Raw genomic sequence first — 18,103 nt, 5'->3', positions numbered from 1 at the left:
CGCGGACTCGGTGACCAGGCCGAGGACCCAGCTCACCCTGGCCTCGATCGCCGTCGCGTTCGCGGCTGCGGACACGTACGTCGTCGTGCTGGCGCTGCCGGACATGATGTCCGGCGTCGGGCTGTCGACGGACGAGCTGCAGCGGGCGGCGCCGATCATCTCCGGGTTCCTGCTCGGGTACATCGCGGTGCTGCCGTTGATCGGGCGGATCGCGGACGTTGTCGGGCGGACGCCGGTGCTCGTCGGGGCGCTGATGCTGTTCGCTGTCGGATCGCTGATCACGGCGTCGGCGTACGACCTTCCACTCGTGGTAACCGGTCGGTTTCTTCAAGGCGTGGGTGGCGGCGGGCTCGTGCCGGCCACGCTGGCGTTGGTGGCGGACCTCTGGCCGGCCAACCGGCGAGGCCTGCCGTTGGGTGTCGTCGGTGCGGTGCAAGAGCTCGGCTCGGTCCTTGGCCCGTTGCTAGGTGCTGCGGTCCTGGCCATCGCCGACTGGCGGTACATCTTCTGGCTCAACCTGACCGTTGCCGTCGTACTCGCCCTGCTGCTCCGCGGTCTCAAGCGTCCACCCGTGTCGGCTTTGGTCGGTCTGCTGGCCTGTATCGCGCTCGGGCTGACGTTGACTGCCCCAGAACGGCTAGCGAGCGGAGTCACGCTCGGGCTGCCGTTTGTTCCCTTCACGGGCACATCCCGGCTGCTGACACCGATCGGTGCCGCCACGCTCGTGCTGGCCTTGCTATGGCTCGGTCTGGTGTTGTGGCGGACTCGCTCACACCTCGGCGCGGTCTTGGATCAGGTCGATCTGGTCGGCGCCGTCCTGCTGGCCGTTGCGCTGGCAGGCGTCGTACTGGCGTTCGCAACGGCCGATCCAGAGCGTGAGCTGATGGCACCGGCCGGGCCGTGGCTGCTGGTCGCGGCGGTCGTCTTCGCGATCGGCTTTGCGTTCTGGCAACGTCGTACGACGCGAGCGATCGTGCCACGTGGTCTCCTCGGCGCACGGCCTGCTTGGGGGTCACTACTCGTCAGCTTCCTGGTCGGATGTGCGCTGATCGCCGCACTGGTCGACGTACCCGTATTTGCTCGCATTACGCAGGGCGGTGGACAGTTGGCCGCCGCTCTGGTGCTGCTGCGGTTCCTGATCGCGCTACCGATCGGAGCGGTCGTCGGGGGCTGGCTGACTCGGCGCTACGGGCTCGGTCTGATCACGGGAGCCGGACTCGGGCTGTCCGGGGTGATGTTCGTGCTCATGGCGTTCTGGAGTCGTACGGCGCTCGATCACTGGCCGGCGACCGTCGTACTCCTGCTGTGTGGTTTCGGGTTCGGTCTGGCGCTCTCCCCGGTCAACACGGCGATGCTCGGTGCCACTCCCGCGGACAGCCACGGCCTGGCCAGCGCGCTGGTCGTGGTCGCGCGGATGATCGGAATGCTGATCGGTGTTTCCGCACTCACCGCCATCGGGCTCCGAAGGTACTTCGCGATCGCCGACGACATCCCGTCCCCGAACCAGCTCTGCCCGTCCTCCCCCGGCAACTGCCGGCCGTTCGTCGACGCACTCCGCGACGCCGCGGTTTCACAAGTTCACACGATCTTCGCCGGAGCGGCCGTCTGCGCTCTCGTCGCGGCCGTCGCGGCGGTCCTGGTGCTCGGCCGACGTGGCGAACTACCCAGAGAGAGGCATGGGTGATGATCATCATGAGGGACAGGCGTCTCACCTCGCGTACCGTTGAGGCGTGATCCGACCCCTCGATGCGACCGGCCGACCAGGCCTGTGCTCGACGTACTGCCGGGAGCTGGGCGAGCCCCTTCCCGGTACGGCGGTGGTCGCGGTCGGGTGGGTGGTCGTCGAGCAACCAGGCCCATGGGGTGCGAAGGCGCCGACGCAGAGCCACCTCGATCCTGAGTTCGGTGGTGCGTTCGACGAAGAGTGCAAGAAGGTCGATGTGCGCTTCGGGCTGATCCGCTCCCCCGGACGGCATTCGGACGCGGTCGAGCGGTCGCATCAGGTCTTTGTCGCCTCGACCACGCCGGGCCGGACCTGGCTGGTCGGCGGTTGTGTCGACGACCCGGCTGAGCTCGATGGGCTCGACCTTGATGCCGTCAGCCGCGGTGATCAGGCGGCTGTGATCGCCTCGCTGCCAGTCCTCGCGCCGCTCGACGACCCCCTCGTGCTGGTGTGCACGAATGGCAAGCGCGACGGATGCTGTGCGCTGCTCGGCCGACCACTCGTGTCCGGACTGGCTGAGATCGCGCCCGGTCGGGTGTGGGAGGCGACCCACCTGGGCGGCCACCGGTTCGCGCCGACGGCGACCTTCCTGCCCGCCGGTGTGATGCACGGCCAACTAACTGTCGAGCTCGCCGCGACCGTGCTCGACGCGGCCGGTCGCGGCGAGACCGTGCTGACCGGGTTGCGCGGCCGGTCGACCTGGTCCAAACGCGGTCAGGTCGCGGAGATCGCCGTACGGCGTCTCATCGGTGAGCTCGACCTGGATGCCCTCAGCGTTGCGGGCGAGGATGCCGCCGCCGTCGTCGTACGGCATGTCGACGGCCGGTCGTGGACCGTGCCGGTCGGCAGTACCCCAGCAGATCCACCACGTCCGGATTCTTGCGGAAAGGAGCCCTTCGCCATGTCGATCCCGTATGCCGGAGCCCCTCAACTGAGTGACGTCCGATGACCAGCGGATTCGAGGACCTGCTGGCCGCCAACGCCGAGTACGCCGCCGACTTCTCCTACGGCGGCTTCGACGGGATCGCGCACGCCGGAGTCGGTGTGGTGACCTGTATGGACTCGCGGATCCCGCCCCTGGAGCTGCTCGGGCTCAAGCCGGGCGACGCGAAGGTGCTGCGCAGCGCCGGCAGCCGGGTCACCGAGGTCACGCTGACCGGCCTCGTGCTCGGCGTGCAGTTGCTGGGTGTCCGCCGGATCATGATCATCCCGCACACCCGCTGCGCGATGGCCTCGATGACCGAGGACGCAATGCGCGCCAAGGTCGAGCTCGCCGCCGGTAAACCGGCCGGCTACCTCCCGATCCCGGTCATCCCCGACCAGCTCGAGGCCCTTCACCACGACGTCGCCGCCGTCCGCGAACACCCACTGATCGGCGACGACATCCTCGTCGGCGGCTTCATGTACGACGTCGACACCGGCCTGCTGACCCAGTTCGACTGACCGAGCCGTGTGCAGTTTTCTGGTCATCACGCTCGGCCTGATCAGTATTGTGATCACGCCGAGCGTGATGGTGCCCAGTTAGCTGAGAATGACCTTGCCGGTGTCGAGTTCGTAGTAGGCGCCGATGAGTTTGAGCTTGCCGGACTTCTCCAGTGGGGCGATCACAGGCGACTGGCGGAGTTTGGCCAGGACCAGGTCGACATTGGCGTGGACGGCGTTGGTGAGGCGGTCGCCGGGTTTACCGGTGACCTGGCGCACCGCGGGCGCCAGCGTGTCGACGAGGTAGCCGATCTCGCCGCCTTCGGAGGTGCGTCGGTCCGCGTCGAGAGCCTTGATGGTGGCGTCCAGTGCTCCGCAGCGTTGGTGGCCCAGGACCATCAGGAGCGGCGTGTGCAGCTCCGCGACACCGAACTCGAGGCTTCCGATCACCGAGTGGTCGAGCGCTTGGCCGGCGCTGCGTACGACGACGAGGTCGCCGAGGCCCTGGTCGAAGACGAGCTCGATCGGGACGCGGGAGTCCACACAACCGAGCACGGTCGCGAACGGGTGCTGTCCCTTGCTCACCACGACCCGGCGGGCGATGCCCTCATCGAGGGTGCCGGCTTGATCGGCGACGAAGCGTTCGTTGCCCGCCTTCAACCGGGTCAGCGCTTGGTTGCCATCGACAACCAATGGTGCGGATGGGTTGGGTGGACTGGTCCCGCTCAGTGTCTCCGCTGCCGCTGGTCCGGGCGTCGTACCGGCGGTGCTGCAGGCAGCGACAGCTGCGCCGCTGACACCGGCGACGAGAGTAGTCTGCAGGGCGGCGGTCAGGAACCGGCGCCGAGATGGGGTAGACAACGCTGTACTCCTCGGGGACTGACGGCGTGGGCGATCGCCGTTCCCTTTGAAGGTAACCCCTTGCATACTGTCTGCAATACCCGGGGCTGGTCTGATTCTCTCGGAACCCGGGCCCGGATCTGATAGACACCTTGTATGAGACTCCGCCCAAGCTCATTTTCGCGCTCCCTGTTCGTCGGGGCGCTCGCCCTGACCGCCGTCCTGTCCGGCGCACCGACGGTCCAAGCCGCTCCGGCGACCGGCACGGGATGCCTCGACCAGGCCACCGGGACGGTCGAGGAGCAACGCCTCGACAACGGCATCGCCGGCGGCCCCTCGGTCCCGGCCGAGATCCTGCGCCGTTCCGGCTTCGACCATCAGGTCGCGCTCTTCGGCCGCCTGCTCTGCTCGATCCCGAATCGGCAGGCCGCGGCCGTCCTCGTCCGCGCCCAAGGCGAAGCCCTGTGGCGCACGGCAACCTACCGCGCCCAGCACCCACCGGCCGGACCGGACGCCCTCCCCGCCACCGACGACCGAGGCCTCTACTGGGCCCGGCTCTCGATGGCCCTCGCACTGAGGCAATGGCACCCCCGCTTCGGTCTCGGTACGACGGAACGCGCCGGCCTGATCCGGTCACTCGAATACAGCTCGCGCGGGATCACGAGCACCCATTTCACGCCCGGCGTACAGAAGATCCTCGTCACCGGGTTCGACCCGTTCACCCTCGATGCCGACATCCGGATCGGCAATCCGTCCGGGGCGAACGCGCTCTCGTTGGACGGGCAGCGCTGGACGATCAACGGCAAGACGTACGAGATCCAGACCGTGGTGTTCCCGGTCCGGTACACGGACTTCGACGAGAACATGGTCGAGAACGCGCTCGCGCCGCACTACCGTCCCGGACCTCAGCGGGCCGATCTGGTCATGACGGCCAGCCAGGGCCGCGTCGGGATCTTCGACCTCGAGGTGTTCAACGGACGTCGTCGTTCGGTCAGTTCGATCGGTGACAACAACAATCTCTGGGGTGGCGGCACGATCTCAGCCCCTGTGGTCTCCCCCAGCATGCCGCCGGGACCGGAGTGGATCACGTCGAGCCTCCCGCTGGCCCGGATGGCGCAGGCCGATGTCACGCCGTTCCGGACGCGGGTCAACACGTCGGTGCTCGAGATCCCCGCCGGGCAGACCGCGCCGGTGCGCCAACCGCTCGGTCCGACGCCCGGGTCCATCGCCTCGGAAGGCACCGGCGGCGGCTACCTGTCCAATGAAGTTGCCTACCGCAACACTCTGCAGCGCGACCTGATCGACCCCTCGATGCCGGCCGGCCACCTGCACGTCCCCGTCCTCTCCTTCGACCCCGCGAACAAGACCGCGATCACGGATCCCACCTACGAAGCCAACCGCGAAGCCATCGTCAACGGCGCCCACGCAGTCCTCCGCGCAGCCCTGCGGTAGAACAGAAAACTGCACACCTCATCGGTCGGCATGATCACTTTTCTGATCATGCCGACCGATGCGCCCGAGCGTCGTGTCGACGAAACGAGCAGTGGTCGTGTGACGATCGTTGATCGTGACGACCACCGGGGCAGGATCGGGGAGCAGCTCATGAAGGCAGTCCAGTTCAGGCGGTTCGGGGGCCCGGAGGTTCTCGAGGTCGTGGATCTTCCTGATCCACACCCCGGTCCCGATCAGGTCCGGGTCGCGGTGCGAGCTGCGGGGATCAACGCGAGTGATTGGAAGAAGCGGCAAGGCCTGATGGATCAGGAGCTGCCGCAGACGTTGGGCTACGAGGTGGCGGGGATCGTCGATGAGCTCGGCGCCGGCGTATCAGGCGTCGCCATCGGTGATCGCGTCCTCGGGTTCAGTGCTGAGGGTGCCGGGCAGGCCGAGTTGGCGATCATGAGCGCGTACGCCCCGATCCCGCCATCGCTCGACTTCGCCGAGGCCGCTGCCCTGCCCGTCGCGCTCGAAACCGCAGCCCGCGCACTCGACCAGCTCGGCGTCCAGGGTGACATGACCGTGCTGATCAATGGAGCCTCAGGAAGCATCGGCCGCGCGGCCGCGCAGCTCGCCGTGGCACGTGGCGCCCGCGTGATCGGAACGGGCAGCCCGGCCAGCCACGAGTCGCTCCACTCACTCGGCGCCGAGCCTATCGCGTACGGCGACGGCCTGATCGAGCGGGTCTGTGCGCTCTCCCCCACCGGCGTCGACCGGGCGCTCGACGTCGCCGGCAGCGGCATCCTGCCTGAACTGATCGAGCTCGCAGGCGGTGCGCACAATGTCATCACGGTCGCCGACTTCGCCGGCGCCGAGCAGTACGGCGTTCGGTTCAGTCGAGGCGACTCTGGTCGTGCTCTCTACACGCTCGGGCAGATCGGCGAGCTGGTCGAGTCGGGTCGATTCTCAGTGCCCGTCGGAGCGACGTTCCCCCTGGCCGACATCGCCGAGGCACACCACCTCGGCGAGACGGGCCAGGTCCGCGGAAAGCTCGTCCTGCTGGTCCAGGCGCCCTAGTCGAGGTGTGGCCCCGCGCTGCGGGGACTCATCCTGTGATCGGCGGGCGCACCTGGTAGCGCAGGTGAAGGACTCGGTTGCCCTGGATCACGTCGGCATCCTCCAACAGGTGCTGCGCGTCGACCGATCCGAAGTACCGCTTCCCGGAGCCGAACACGACCGGTACGACGTCCATGCGCACCTCGTCCACCAGACCCGCGGCAAGCACCTGGCCACCGACGTCGCCGGCGGCGACCTCGACGATGCGGTCACCCGAGAGCTCCTGCGCCGTGGCCACGGCCACCTCGACGCTGTCGACGAAGTGGAACGGCGCCTCGGGGTCCCAGCCCTCGGGCTTCGGCCGGTGCGTCACGACGACGACGTAGTCAACCCCACCCGGAGGCTTGCCGTCCCAGCCATCCGTCAGGTCGAAGACGTGGCGGCCGACGATCGTCACCCCGATCTGGTCCCAGTACGCCCGGGTGTAGTCGTAGGACACCTGCGACACCTTCACCACGCCGCTCTCGTCCAACGGGACGTCACCGCTGGTCAGCCAGTCGAACAGCGGCCCGGGCTGGTCGTTCTCGTCAGCGACGAAGCCATCCACCGACACCGAGCTGTACATGACCACCTTGCCCACGGGCCTCTCCTCTGCTTCGGGGTCCGCCCAAATTAGCGTGTCGTGAGCTCTCGATCTTGTAAGAAATCAATCGGCCGGCAGTGGCCAGCCTTCCAGCGCGCTTCCGGGATGCTCACGCAGGAATCGTCGCCGGACTTCGACGTACCGGGTCGGCGTCAGCCCCGTGAATTCGCGGAACTCGTGGCCGAAGTGGGCCTGGTCGAAGTACCCCGCGCGAGCGGCGAGGTCGTTCCAGTCGACCGGTCCAGCGGGGTCGATCGACAACACGGCGGTGGCGAAGCGGTGGCTGCGGGCCAGCCGCTTCGGTGTGATGCCGATGAGCTCCTTGAACCGCTGGGCCAGATGAGTGCTGCTGACGCCGGCCGCCATGCTCAGGTCGCGGATCGCTACCGTCCCGCTGGTCGCCGCGATGAGGCCGCTCGCATGGCGGACGAGCCCCAGGCCGGCGGTCTCAGACAGCCGTCGCATCAGTTCCGCCTCGAGCAGCATCAGCATCTCGGCAGGTCCATCCGCCGTAGCCAGCCGGTCTCGCAGTTCAGCGATGGCGGGCCGACCCCACACCTGCTCGATCGTCACCGGCCGGTCACACAGCTCGGCCGCGGGCATCGGCAGGAACGGCGCCGGCCCCCACGGCTTGAAGTGCACGCCGACGGACCGGGTCTGGAGTGGGTACCCGAACTCGAACGCACGGGTGGGCGTGGTGACGACGCAGCCGTCGGCGTACTCGGCTGTGTCTATGTCCTTGCCGGCGCGGATACGGAACGGCTCCCCGAGGTTGACGATGAGCAACGCCGCCGGCATCGGGGGCAGCGTCAACCGGGCATACGGCGACGCACCCTCCAGGTAGTAGAGGTCGTCGATCAGCCCGTCCAGCGGCGGTCGCGGCACTCTGGACACGTACTCCACAGCATCTCCGACTCCCCGCCGGCGATGCGAGCCCGGAATGGGTTGGACTTGGTGGGGCTCCGGCTTGTAGCTTGCTGGGGATCGTGACGCTACTTGAGGAGGTGAGCCCCATGAACGCCGTATCGCTGTGGGTGCTCCCTCTTCCCGTCACGGCCGGGCGATTGACGTAGGTGTCGCCGGGAGCGCCTCGACAAGCACTCCCGAGAGGAAACACCCATGGACTCACCTGCCTTCGATGTGGTTATTGCCGGCTGTGGACCGACCGGCGCCATGCTGGCCGCCGAGCTGCGGCTGCACGAGGTGCGCGTACTCGTTCTGGAGAAGGAGACCGAGCCTGCCTCGTTCGTACGGATAGTCGGTCTGCACATTCGCAGTCTCGAGCTGCTGGCGATGCGCGGACTGCTCGACCGCGTTCTCGAACACGGCCGACGGCGTCCGGCCGGCGGGTTCTTCGCCGCCATCGCCAAACCCGCCCCTGACGGCCTTGATTCCGGGCAGGCGTACCTGCTCGGCATCCAGCACCCGGTCATCGTTCGCCTGCTGGAAGAACACGCGATCGAAGTCGGCGCGGAGGTCCGGCGCGGCCAGGCGGTTGTGGCCTTCGAGCAGGACGACCAAGGCATCACCGTTCAGCTGACTGACGGCGAACAGGTGCGTGCGCGCTATCTCGTCGGTTGTGACGGCGGACGCAGTACGGTGCGAAAGCTCCTCGGAGTCGGCTTCCCCGGCGAACCCGCGCGGGTCGATACGCTGATGGGCGAGATGCAGGTCGGTGTGCCGCAGGAGGAGATCGCCGCCAAGGTGACCGAGATCCAGGAGACCACCAAGCAGTTCTGGCTCAGGCCGTTCGGCGATGGGGTCTATCAGGTTGTGGTCCCGGCTGACGGGGTGAGCGATCGCGCCGAACCGCCCACCCTCAATGACTTCCAGGAACAGTTGCGTGCCATTGCCGGGACCGACTTCGGCGTGCACTCCCCTCGCTGGTTGTCTCGGTTCGGGGACGCCACCCGGGTGGCCGACCGTTACCGCGTCGGTCGGGTGCTGCTGGCCGGGGATGCCGCACACATCCACCCGCCCACGGGCGGTCAGGGTCTCAACCTCGGCGTTCAGGACGCATTCAACCTCGGCTGGAAGCTCGCCGCACAGATCCGCGGCTGGGCGCCGGAGACTCTGCTCGACACCTACGAAGCCGAACGCCATCCGGTCGCCGAGGATGTGCTCGACAACACCCGCGCCCAGATGGAGCTGATGTCCACCGAACCAGGCGCACAGGCGGTCCGTAGGCTCCTCACCGAACTGATGGACATCAACGAGGTGAACCGTCGCCTGATCGCGAAGGTCACCGCGATCGACATCCGCTACGACTTCGGCGAAGGCCCCGATCTCCTCGGCCGCCGCCAGCCCGATCAAGACCTCGACCAAGGCCACCTGTACGACCTGCTCCACCACGGCCGCGGGCTCCTCCTGGACCGCACCAACCACCTGACCGTTGCCCCCTGGTCAGACCGAGTCGACTACGCAGCCGACCCCACCGCACCACCAAACACCCCGTCCATCCTCCTACGCCCCGACGGCCACATAGCCTGGCTCGGCACCACCCAGCAAGACCTCGACCCCCACCTCACCCGCTGGTTCGGTCACCCAGACCCAACGATCACCAAAAAAGCCCCAACCACAGCCTCAACCACATAATCCGCCACCTCGACCCGCTTGCGCGAACAAGTCAGGTCTCGGCGTGAAGCCACCGTTGTCGTGAGCAACTAACGGTCGACCGCATCAGACGTCGATGCGGTTTTCGTCTAGTTCGTAGGCGTTTGCGACGAGGAATTCCTTGCGCGGAGCGACGTCGTTGCCCATCAGGAGGTCGAAGACGTTGGCTGCGGCTTCGCCGTCGTCGACGGTGATGCGGCGCAGCGTGCGGTGGCGCGGGTCGACCGTGGTCTCGGCGAGCTGATCGGCGTCCATTTCACCGAGGCCCTTGTAGCGCTGGGGTGGCTCTTTCCAGCGGACGCCCTTCTTCATCAGCTCGGCCGTCTTCCGCTGGTACTCGGCGTCGCTGTAGGTGTAGATGTACTTCTCCTGCCCCTTCTTCGGGTTCGTCAGCTCGAAGCGGTGCAGCGGCGGTACGGCGGTGTAGACGCGACCCGCATCGACGAGCGGCCGCATGTACCGGAAGAAGAGCGTCGCCAGCAGGCAACGAATGTGGGCACCGTCGGAATCGGCGTCCGCCATGAAGATGATCTTGCCGTAGCGCGCCTGCTCGATGTCGAACGTACGACCCGAGCCGGCGCCGACCACCTGGATGATCGACGCGCACTCGGCGTTCTTCAGCATGTCGCCGATCGACGCCTTCTGCACGTTCAGGATCTTGCCGCGGATCGGCAGCAGCGCCTGGAACTCCGAGCTACGCGCGAGCTTCGCCGTACCGAGCGCCGAATCACCCTCGACGATGAACAGCTCGGACCGGTCGACGTCGTTGCTGCGGCAGTCAGCCAGCTTCGCGGGCAGCGCGGACGACTCCAGCGCGGTCTTCCGCCGCTGCAGCTCGCGGTGCTGACGCGCGGCGACTCGCGTCCGCGACGCGGCGACAACCTTCTCCAGTACGGCGCGTGCCTGCGCCTTCTGGCCGGCCTTGGTCGAGGTGAGGAACGCCTCCAGCTCGGTCTGCACGACCTTCGCCACGATCCGCGACGCGGCCGGCGTGCCGAGCACCTCCTTGGTCTGCCCGTCGAACTGCGGCTCGGCCAGCCGGACCGTCACCACGGACGTCAGTCCCTCGAGCACGTCGTCCTTGATGATCTCCTCGCCGCTCTTCAGCAGCCGGGTCCCATCAAGTGCATTCGTGAAACTCTTCGACAGCGCCCGCTCGAAGCCCGCGACGTGCGTCCCGCCCTTGGGCGTCGCGACGATGTTCACGAACGAGCGCACCTCGGTCTCGTACCCGTCGCCCCAGCGCACCGCGATGTCGACGTCCAGGTCGCGCTCGACGTCGGTCGGCGTCATGTGGCCGGCGTCGTCGAGCATCGGCACGGTCTCGGTGAAGTGCCCGGTCCCCGTCAGCCGGACGACGTCGGTCACCTTCTGGTCGGTCGCCAGGAACTCGCAGAACTCACTGATCCCGCCGTCGTGCTTGAAGGTCTCCTCGGTGATCTCGTCGGTGCGCTCGTCGCGGATCACCAGCTCGAGGCCCGGCACCAGGAACGACGTCTGTCGCGCCCGGGTCACCAGCTCGTCGTAGTTGAACGTCGCGTCCCGGGTGAAGATCTGCCGGTCCGCCCAGTACCGGATCCGGGTGCCGGTGGCGCCCTTCTTGGCCCGGCCGGCCTTACGCAGGCCCTTCGCCGCCGTGAAGTTCGCGTTCGCGCCCTCGCTGTCGAACTCACCGGCGACGCCACGCCGGAACGACGTGGTCCAGACCGTCCCGCCGCGGTCGACCTCGACATCCAGCCGCGCGGACAGCGCGTTCACCACCGAGGCACCCACGCCGTGCAGACCACCGGAGGCGTTGTACGACCCGCCGCCGAACTTGCCGCCGGCGTGCAGTTTGGTGAACACGACCTCGACACCGGTCAGCTTGGTCTTCGGCTCGATGTCGACCGGGATGCCACGGGCCTGGTCGCGGACCTCGACCGAGCCGTCCTTGTGCAGCACGACGTCGATCCGCTCGCCGTGCCCGGCCAGGGCCTCGTCGACGGAGTTGTCGATGATCTCCCACAGGCAGTGCATCAGGCCGCGGCTGTCGGTCGACCCGATGTACATCCCCGGCCGCTTCCGGACCGCTTCGAGACCTTCGAGGACGAGCAGGTTGCGGGCGTTGTACGTCGGGTCGAGCTCGGTACTACGAGGCGTCGGGGCGGCCACAGGGCTCCTTCACTGGTTCACAAGCAGACATCGCACGGCGGCCCTGATTCGGCTCTGACCACCACACTCCCTAGCCTACGAGCCCGCACCCCCAAAACATGGCACATGCTCGCCGGATGAACCGTTGGGCCCGCATCCCCGTGGGTACAGGCGCGACAGAACACACAGACGCCAGAAAAGGTGTTCCGGCAGGTATCGATCCGGACTCGATCCGGAGTGGTGTACGACACTCCGAACATCACCGCGCTGTGACCAAGTCATGGCGCACAGTGAGAGAAGACACGCCCGACACCCGCCGGAAACAAGAAAACGCCCGCTTCCGAAACGATTCCTCGTCAAGATGCGTCATACGGGAACAGGTGGTTCGTCTCACATACGGACACGCTGCCCCTCCAGGGAAGCGATCCGCGTGTCAGGATGTTGCTATCTGGTGAGTACGGAACTAGATGAGATGAGGCCTCAATGACTACAGCACTCGCCCCGGGTTCGACCCTGTCGGCCGCGGATCGTTGTGACCGCTGCGGTGCGCAGGCCTACGTCCGAGTCACCCTGACCAGCGGTGGGGAGCTACTGTTCTGCGCCCACCACGGTCGGGAGCACGCGGACAAGCTGCGCAACATCGCGATCACGATCCATGACGAGACCGGTCGGCTCGATGAGACTCCGGCCGTCGCGACGGACGAAGAGAAGTAACCAGCTGACTTCCTAAACGCGCCAACGGCGGCGCCAAAGGTCATACAGGCTTCGGTGGCGGTCCACTCGGCAGAGTGGCCGCCATCCTTCACGTCCGGCACAGTTTCCTGACCCAACACCTAGACAACGGGTACGGCGGGAGCCGGCCCGTGCCGGCGCAGTTCCTGCCAGGCCCGGGCCAACCGGGTCACCGCATCATCAAGCACTTGCTCGGAGTACGCGAACGGCAGCCGGATGTAGTCGTCGTGTGCCCCGGTCGGATCCATCGCATGACCCGCGATCACCTCGACACCATGCCGGACCGCGACCTGAGCGAAGACTCGCGCATCGGTCTCCGGCAGCCGGATCCAGAACGCCGATCCACCCACCGGTGCGGACCATTCCCATTCGGGCAGTCGCGCGGTCAGCAGTTTCCCCATCACCTTCTTGCGTGTCGTCGCGACGTGCCCCCTCTCCGCGGTCAATTCACTCAACCGTGGCAGCAGCCGGGCAGTGAGGGCCTGATCGATCACGGGACTCCCGAGATCGGCCAGCGCCTTGTGCCGGGCCAATCTCTCCGCGACCGGGCGTGACGCGCGGATCCATCCGATCCGCAGCCCGCCCCACACCGCCTTCGACACCGAGCCGATCGTCAGCACCTCGGCATCGTCCGGTGCATAGGCCGCCAGCGGCGGCGGAATCGCCGGACCGGCCGGATCCCAGGCCGCGTACGCGTTGTCCTCCACCACGACCACGCCGTGCCGCGTGGCGAGCTCCGCCACCTGCCGCCGCCGGTTGCCCGACATCAACTGGCCGGTCGGATTGTGGAACGTCGGCATCACGAACAGCATCGCCGGTTGATGCTCGACGAACGCCGTCGTCAACAGATCCGGCCGGATCCCCGCATCGTCGAGTGGTACGCCGACCATCCGTCCACCGGCGGCGCCGAACAGGTCGTAGCAGCCGGGCCAACTGGGCTGCTCGGTGACGACCACGTCGCCGGCGCGCAGGTACATCTGCGTCACCAACGCGATCGCCTGATGCGCGCCGGTGGTGATGACGATCTCGTCCGGGGAGGTCGGCAGGCCTGACCCGGTGAAGTGCTCGGCGATCCGCTCCCGCAACACGAGTAGCCCGCGCGGGTGGTACCCGACGTGGTCGAGCAACCCCGGCAGATCCGTCGCCGCCAGGTCGATCAGCTCCGCGCCGAGTTCGGGCAGGCCGGGGTCCACGGCGTACGTGAGCGAGATGACCTCCTCCTTCCCGACGGTGATGCGGTGGAAGAGCGAGTCGTCGAATCCGGTCGGCATGGTCTTGCCCGCCCGGGACCGACCCGGGTCGGCGGACCGGGCGACCGTCGTACCGCTGCCCCTCCGGCTCTCGACCAGGCCGCGGGCGCGGAGTTCGTCGTACGCCGCGACGACGGTGGATCGGCTGATCGCGAGGGCGTCGGCCAGCCGGCGTTCGGCCGGGAGGCGCGCGCCGACCGGGAGGTCGCTCGAACCGATCAGGGCCGCGATCGCGTCGGCCAGCCGCCGGTACAGACCGCCGGCCCCGCCGGCCAGGCGGTGGCCGATCAGGTCGGCCACCGCGGCCGGATCTCCAGAACGGTCCACTTCTCCCCCAATTGGCTCGGGCGGACTGCTTCCTACGCCGTCAGGCTAATACCGGCAGGCAGTCCAGTTCGAACGGAAGGGTGATGGGATGGGGATCGGTCAGCTGGTGGGGTTCGCCGGCGCGACGGCGGTGCTGGTGGGGATGCCCGGCCCGAACAACCTCTACATCTCGCTGCGCAGCCTCACTCAAGGACGCCGGGCCGGTGTGGTCTCCGCATTGGCGATCGAGACCGGCACGATCGTCTACATCGTCGTGACTGCCCTTGGCCTGGCGACGTTGGTGAAGGCCTCCCCCACGCTCTTCACCGCGATCACCATCGCCGGTGCCCTCTATCTGGCGTACCTCGGTATCAAGCTGATCAGAACCCGACCATCCGATCAGGTCGGTGGCGTCGACGCTGCGCCGCTCGGCCGCGTCTTCCGCGACGGCGTGCTGGTGAACCTCATGAATCCGAAGGCCGCGTTGTTCTTTCTGGCCTTCCTCCCGCAGTTCACCACGCGGGACGCCGGGCCGGACCAGTTGCGCACCGAAATGCTCCTGCTCGGGGCCGGCGCCCTCCTGATCGGTCTCGTCTTCGACCTCTCCTACGCGGTCGGCGCGGACGCGATCGGCCGACGCTTCCGGTCGGTCCGTACGACGAGTCGCGGCCGCAACCTGGTCGTCGCCGGGATCTACCTCGCGCTATCCGCGTTCGCGTTGATCACTGTCCTCTGAGGCCCGTCGAGCATCGTGAGACCGTCCGCGTCGTGGCGCAACGACAGCAGCTCATCGCCGATCCGCAGCCCTCGCACCTCGAGTGACCGCCATGGAGCCTCGCTCGGGTTCAGGACCAGCGTCTCCCCCGGTTCGATCCCCAGCGCCGCGACGATCACTGCGATGGCTGACGCAGCTGCCCAGGCCTGCGGGCGACACGACAGCGGGTACGGCGTCGGCGTACGTTCCTCGTCCGTCCCGCGGCCGCCGTACAACTCCGGCAGCCGGTAGTCGAAGGCCTCGGCGGCGCGGATCAGACCGTCGACGTACGACGACGCCACCGCCGCGTGACCGGATGCGTAGAGGCCTTGGATCGTCATCGCGGTGTCGTGCGGCCAGACGCTGCCGGTGTGATAGCCGAGTGGGTTGAAGCGGGTCATTGCCGTGGACAACGTCCTCAACCCGAAGCCGCTGTTGAGCTCCGGACCGGCCAATACGTCGACGACCGTCTCCTCCTCGTCTGCGTCCAGCAGTCCCGTCCCGAGCAGGTGGCCCATGTTCGACGCGCGGCCGGCGACCGGGTTCTTCGCGCCGTCGAGTGCGATGGCGGGATAGCCGTCGACCCAGAACGCAGCACGGAATCGCTCCTGCAGGACAGCGGCCCACGCGCGCCACTCGTCGCCGGACTCGCCGTGCGCCTCGAGCAACTCGGCGCCCTTGATCGCGGCCGAGTACGCGTAGCCCTGGACCTCGCACAGCGCGATCGGCGCCGTGGCGATCGTCCCGTCCGGCCACTGCACCGAGTCGGCCGAATCCTTCCAGCCCTGGTTGGCGAGTCCATGGCCGGACTCGTCGATGTACTCGAGGAATCCGTCGCCGTCGGGATCGGCGTACTCCTTGATCCAGGTCAGTGCGCGGCGGAGGTTCGGCAGGAACTCCTCGGCGGGCAGACCCCAACGCCAAGCCTTGTGCAGCGTGATGATCCAGAGCTGGGTCGCGTCGTGTGTGCCGTAGTACGCCGCCGGGAGGACCAGGCCGCCACCGTGATCCGCGACCTCGGCGCGAAGCTCGTGCGGGATCTTGCCAGGCTGCTCGGCGGAGTTGGGATCGACCTTGGCGCCTTGCCACGCGGCGAGCGCGCGCAGCGTCCCGGCGGCCAGTCCGGGGTCGACCGGGATCAGCATGCCCGCGGAGATCAGCGAGTCACGGCCGAAGAGAGTCAGGTACCACGGTGGTCCGGCACCGAGATAGCGGTCGTCGCCGCGGGCGAGTTGCAGCGCCTGCACGTCTTCCAGCGACCGTTGGACCCACCGCTCGACCCGCCGGTCGTCACACGAGATCTCGATCGTGTACGGCGTTCTCCGCGCCGGCGGCTCGATCGTGAAGCCGGTGGTGGACTCCGGAAACTCCGCGGAGATGCGGAGTGTGATGGTGAACTCCTCGCCCGGCTCGAGTCTCGGGGTGGCAGACAGCCCGGGCTCCGCAGTCACCGTCGCCCGGGTAGAGCCGCTCTGCCAATGCAGCCGGTTCGGGCCGTCCGCGAGCGGGGTCAGCTGCGGTAGCTCGGCGGCCGCGCCGCTGCGGACCGCCGCCGTACCGGCGAGATCGGTGCCTAGGGCAACATCCAGCCGACCCTCGATCACCCCGCGGGTACGGTTCACGAGCGTGATGCGCTCGGTCATCCCTTCGCTGTCGACCTCGCGGGTCCGGTACAGCATGACGGTTGGATCGTGCCAGGTGTCGCCGAGACCCTCCACGATCGCGACGTACTGATGAGCGGCCGCGCCGATCTCGTCGACGTGCAGCGGAACCGGCTCCCGGCCGTCGATCGTGACGCTCAGCTTCGACAGGATGCGGCGGTCGCGGGCATAGACCCCTTCTGCGTCGGCGCCGGTGAGTTGACCGGACCGTGGCGAGAGCGCCACCCAAGGAGCGGCGAGTGCGGTGACCAGTTCATGCAGCTGAGCCATGCAGCCACCGTAGAGGGCTGGTCCCCCACTATCAGCCCGGATGCGGCAGAGTGGTCCACGTGAACACTGGTCTGACCGTCCTGATCGGGATCGTCATCTTCGTCGGCATCCTCGGCATCGTGATCCCGGTGCTGCCCGGCGCGATCCTCAGCCTCGCGGCGATCCTGGTGTGGACGTTGGTGGACCGCAGTGCGACCGCCTGGATCGTGCTGTCGGCGGCCATCGTGCTGATCGGGGCCAGCCAGGTGGTCAAGTACATCATTCCGGAGCGAAGACTTCGGGAATCCGGCGTACCCCGCCGATCCATGCTGATCGGCGTCGTCCTCGGCATCGTGGGCTTCTTCGTGATCCCGGTCGTCGGGATGTTCGTCGGCTTCCCGCTCGGCGTCTACCTGTCCGAGTGGCAGCGCTTGAAGACCCACGCCGACGCCTGGGCGTCGACGAAGCATGCCTTGAAGGCGACCGGTCTCTCGATCCTGATCGAGTTCATCGGCACCTCGCTGGCGGCGGCCGTCTGGCTGATCGCCGTCCTCTTCCTGGTCTGAGAACTGCCTGAATTCTCAGGGTTTTGCCAGCCGCAGCGGAGCCTCGTCTCAGATCCACCGGGCACCGTGAGAAGCACCAGTGCCAGGTGACGAATCGGGCACGCAGTACGGAAGGCAAGGCAGCATGAAGCTTTCGACCAAGCAGTGGAGGCTGGCCGGCACGGTGGCCGCGGTCGCCGTGACGACGACCGCCGGTGGAGTCGCGTGGGCCGCGAACAGCGCCGATCCGACGCCATCGCCGTCTCCGTCGACCTCCCAGTCCGCTCCCGCCACGCCGCCGTCGGACCACCCAGGTCCGGGCAAGGGCTTCGGGCCGCGCGGCGAGTTCGGTGCGGCCGGCGCACTGCACGGCGAGTTCGTCGTACCGAAAGACGGTGGTGGCTACCAGACCGTCGCGACGCAGCGGGGTTCGGTGACCGCGGTCAGCAAGGACTCGATCACGGTCAAGAGCGAGGACGGGTACAGCCGGACCTACACGGTCGCGGCGGAGACCTTGGTGAACTCCGCCCGCGACGGCATCGCGTCGATCAAGACCGGCAGCCAGGTGACGGTGAGCGCGACCGTGGCGAACAACACCGCCACCGCGACCTCGATCAACGACGGTACGGCGCGGGACGCGGCCGGACAGAAGTGGGGATTCAAGCACGGCCCCCGGTGATCCAGAGCCAACTCAGGGCCGACTCACAGCTGATTGCCAGGAAGCTTCCAGCATTCGCATGGGTAG

Annotated in this window: 16 protein-coding genes; 10 read left to right on the top strand and 6 right to left on the bottom strand. The window is 67.7% G+C overall.

The genetic code is table 11. The features are described from left to right. The first annotated feature begins 10 nt into the window (after nt 1–10). The 3 genes from ACWF4Z_RS02560 to ACWF4Z_RS02550 are packed head-to-tail and all read left to right on the top strand — an operon-like array spanning nt 11 to nt 3,166. Complete coding sequence (locus tag ACWF4Z_RS02560; protein ID WP_452241144.1) at nt 11–1,684, top strand: MFS transporter; 1,674 nt, start codon at nt 11–13, stop codon at nt 1,682–1,684. A 46-nt stretch (nt 1,685–1,730) separates the two neighbouring features. Further along, entirely contained in the window at nt 1,731–2,672 is a 942-nt protein-coding gene (locus ACWF4Z_RS02555; RefSeq protein ID WP_452241143.1) for a sucrase ferredoxin, read from the top strand. Then, the gene (locus ACWF4Z_RS02550) at nt 2,669–3,166 is read left to right on the top strand and encodes a beta-class carbonic anhydrase (protein ID WP_452241142.1); all 498 of its coding nucleotides are present in this window, start codon (nt 2,669–2,671) and stop codon (nt 3,164–3,166) included. Before ACWF4Z_RS02555 ends, ACWF4Z_RS02550 begins: the two co-directional genes overlap by 4 nt. A gap of 78 nt (nt 3,167–3,244) precedes the next feature. Here the strand turns inward: ACWF4Z_RS02550 and ACWF4Z_RS02545 are convergent, their stop codons facing one another. After that, nucleotides 3,245–4,006 (bottom strand): carbonic anhydrase, encoded by a 762-nt coding sequence (locus ACWF4Z_RS02545; RefSeq protein ID WP_452241141.1) that lies wholly within the window; start codon nt 4,004–4,006, stop codon nt 3,245–3,247. A gap of 135 nt (nt 4,007–4,141) precedes the next feature. Here ACWF4Z_RS02545 and ACWF4Z_RS02540 point away from each other — a divergent pair, with 135 nt between their 5' ends. Together ACWF4Z_RS02540 and ACWF4Z_RS02535 are read left to right on the top strand one after the other, a co-directional pair. After that, nucleotides 4,142–5,437 (top strand): hypothetical protein, encoded by a 1,296-nt coding sequence (locus tag ACWF4Z_RS02540; RefSeq protein ID WP_452241140.1) that lies wholly within the window; start codon nt 4,142–4,144, stop codon nt 5,435–5,437. A gap of 150 nt (nt 5,438–5,587) precedes the next feature. Then, a complete protein-coding gene (locus tag ACWF4Z_RS02535; protein ID WP_452241139.1) occupies nt 5,588–6,496 on the top strand; it encodes an NADP-dependent oxidoreductase in 909 nt (302 codons plus the stop codon). Nucleotides 6,497–6,524: 28 nt separating this feature from the next. On the opposite strand, the gene ACWF4Z_RS02530 is transcribed toward ACWF4Z_RS02535, so the two are convergent. After that, a complete protein-coding gene (locus ACWF4Z_RS02530) occupies nt 6,525–7,115 on the bottom strand; it encodes a dihydrofolate reductase family protein (protein WP_452241138.1) in 591 nt (196 codons plus the stop codon). A gap of 66 nt (nt 7,116–7,181) precedes the next feature. After that, complete coding sequence (locus tag ACWF4Z_RS02525) at nt 7,182–8,021, bottom strand: helix-turn-helix domain-containing protein (RefSeq protein ID WP_452241137.1); 840 nt, start codon at nt 8,019–8,021, stop codon at nt 7,182–7,184. Nucleotides 8,022–8,237: 216 nt separating this feature from the next. On the opposite strand from ACWF4Z_RS02525, the gene ACWF4Z_RS02520 reads away from it, so the two are divergent. Continuing rightward, nucleotides 8,238–9,713: an FAD-dependent monooxygenase gene (locus ACWF4Z_RS02520; protein WP_452241136.1), complete on the top strand. Its 1,476-nt coding sequence runs from the start codon at nt 8,238–8,240 to the stop codon at nt 9,711–9,713. 84 nt (nt 9,714–9,797) lie between these two features. On the opposite strand, the gene ACWF4Z_RS02515 is transcribed toward ACWF4Z_RS02520, so the two are convergent. Further along, the gene (locus tag ACWF4Z_RS02515) at nt 9,798–11,882 is read right to left on the bottom strand and encodes a DNA gyrase/topoisomerase IV subunit B (protein ID WP_452241135.1); all 2,085 of its coding nucleotides are present in this window, start codon (nt 11,880–11,882) and stop codon (nt 9,798–9,800) included. Between the two features lie 462 nt (nt 11,883–12,344). Here ACWF4Z_RS02515 and ACWF4Z_RS02510 point away from each other — a divergent pair, with 462 nt between their 5' ends. Next, nucleotides 12,345–12,575, top strand: a complete 231-nt coding sequence (locus ACWF4Z_RS02510; protein ID WP_452241134.1) for a DUF7455 domain-containing protein — start codon at nt 12,345–12,347, stop codon at nt 12,573–12,575. A 119-nt stretch (nt 12,576–12,694) separates the two neighbouring features. Here the strand turns inward: ACWF4Z_RS02510 and ACWF4Z_RS02505 are convergent, their stop codons facing one another. Next, nucleotides 12,695–14,170, bottom strand: a complete 1,476-nt coding sequence (locus ACWF4Z_RS02505) for an aminotransferase-like domain-containing protein (RefSeq protein WP_452241133.1) — start codon at nt 14,168–14,170, stop codon at nt 12,695–12,697. A gap of 88 nt (nt 14,171–14,258) precedes the next feature. Between ACWF4Z_RS02505 and ACWF4Z_RS02500 the strand changes: the two genes are divergently transcribed. Next, nucleotides 14,259–14,885, top strand: coding sequence for a LysE family translocator (locus ACWF4Z_RS02500; RefSeq protein ID WP_452241132.1), 627 nt, complete (start codon nt 14,259–14,261; stop codon nt 14,883–14,885). On the opposite strand, the gene ACWF4Z_RS02495 is transcribed toward ACWF4Z_RS02500, so the two are convergent. Beyond that, nucleotides 14,843–16,834: a glycogen debranching N-terminal domain-containing protein gene (locus ACWF4Z_RS02495; protein ID WP_452241131.1), complete on the bottom strand. Its 1,992-nt coding sequence runs from the start codon at nt 16,832–16,834 to the stop codon at nt 14,843–14,845. The two genes, ACWF4Z_RS02500 and ACWF4Z_RS02495, sit on opposite strands and share 43 nt — an antisense overlap. Nucleotides 16,835–16,893: 59 nt before the next feature. Between ACWF4Z_RS02495 and ACWF4Z_RS02490 the strand changes: the two genes are divergently transcribed. Continuing rightward, on the top strand, nt 16,894–17,379 hold the full coding sequence (locus ACWF4Z_RS02490; protein WP_452241130.1) for a DUF456 domain-containing protein: 486 nt from the start codon (nt 16,894–16,896) through the stop codon (nt 17,377–17,379). 124 nt (nt 17,380–17,503) lie between these two features. Beyond that, on the top strand, nt 17,504–18,037 hold the full coding sequence (locus tag ACWF4Z_RS02485) for a hypothetical protein (RefSeq protein ID WP_452241129.1): 534 nt from the start codon (nt 17,504–17,506) through the stop codon (nt 18,035–18,037). The last annotated feature ends 66 nt before the right edge of the window (nt 18,038–18,103 follow it).

The sequence above is a fragment of the Kribbella sp. NPDC055071 genome, from assembly GCF_053608045.1.
This window is presented reverse-complemented; position numbering and strand designations above follow the sequence as displayed.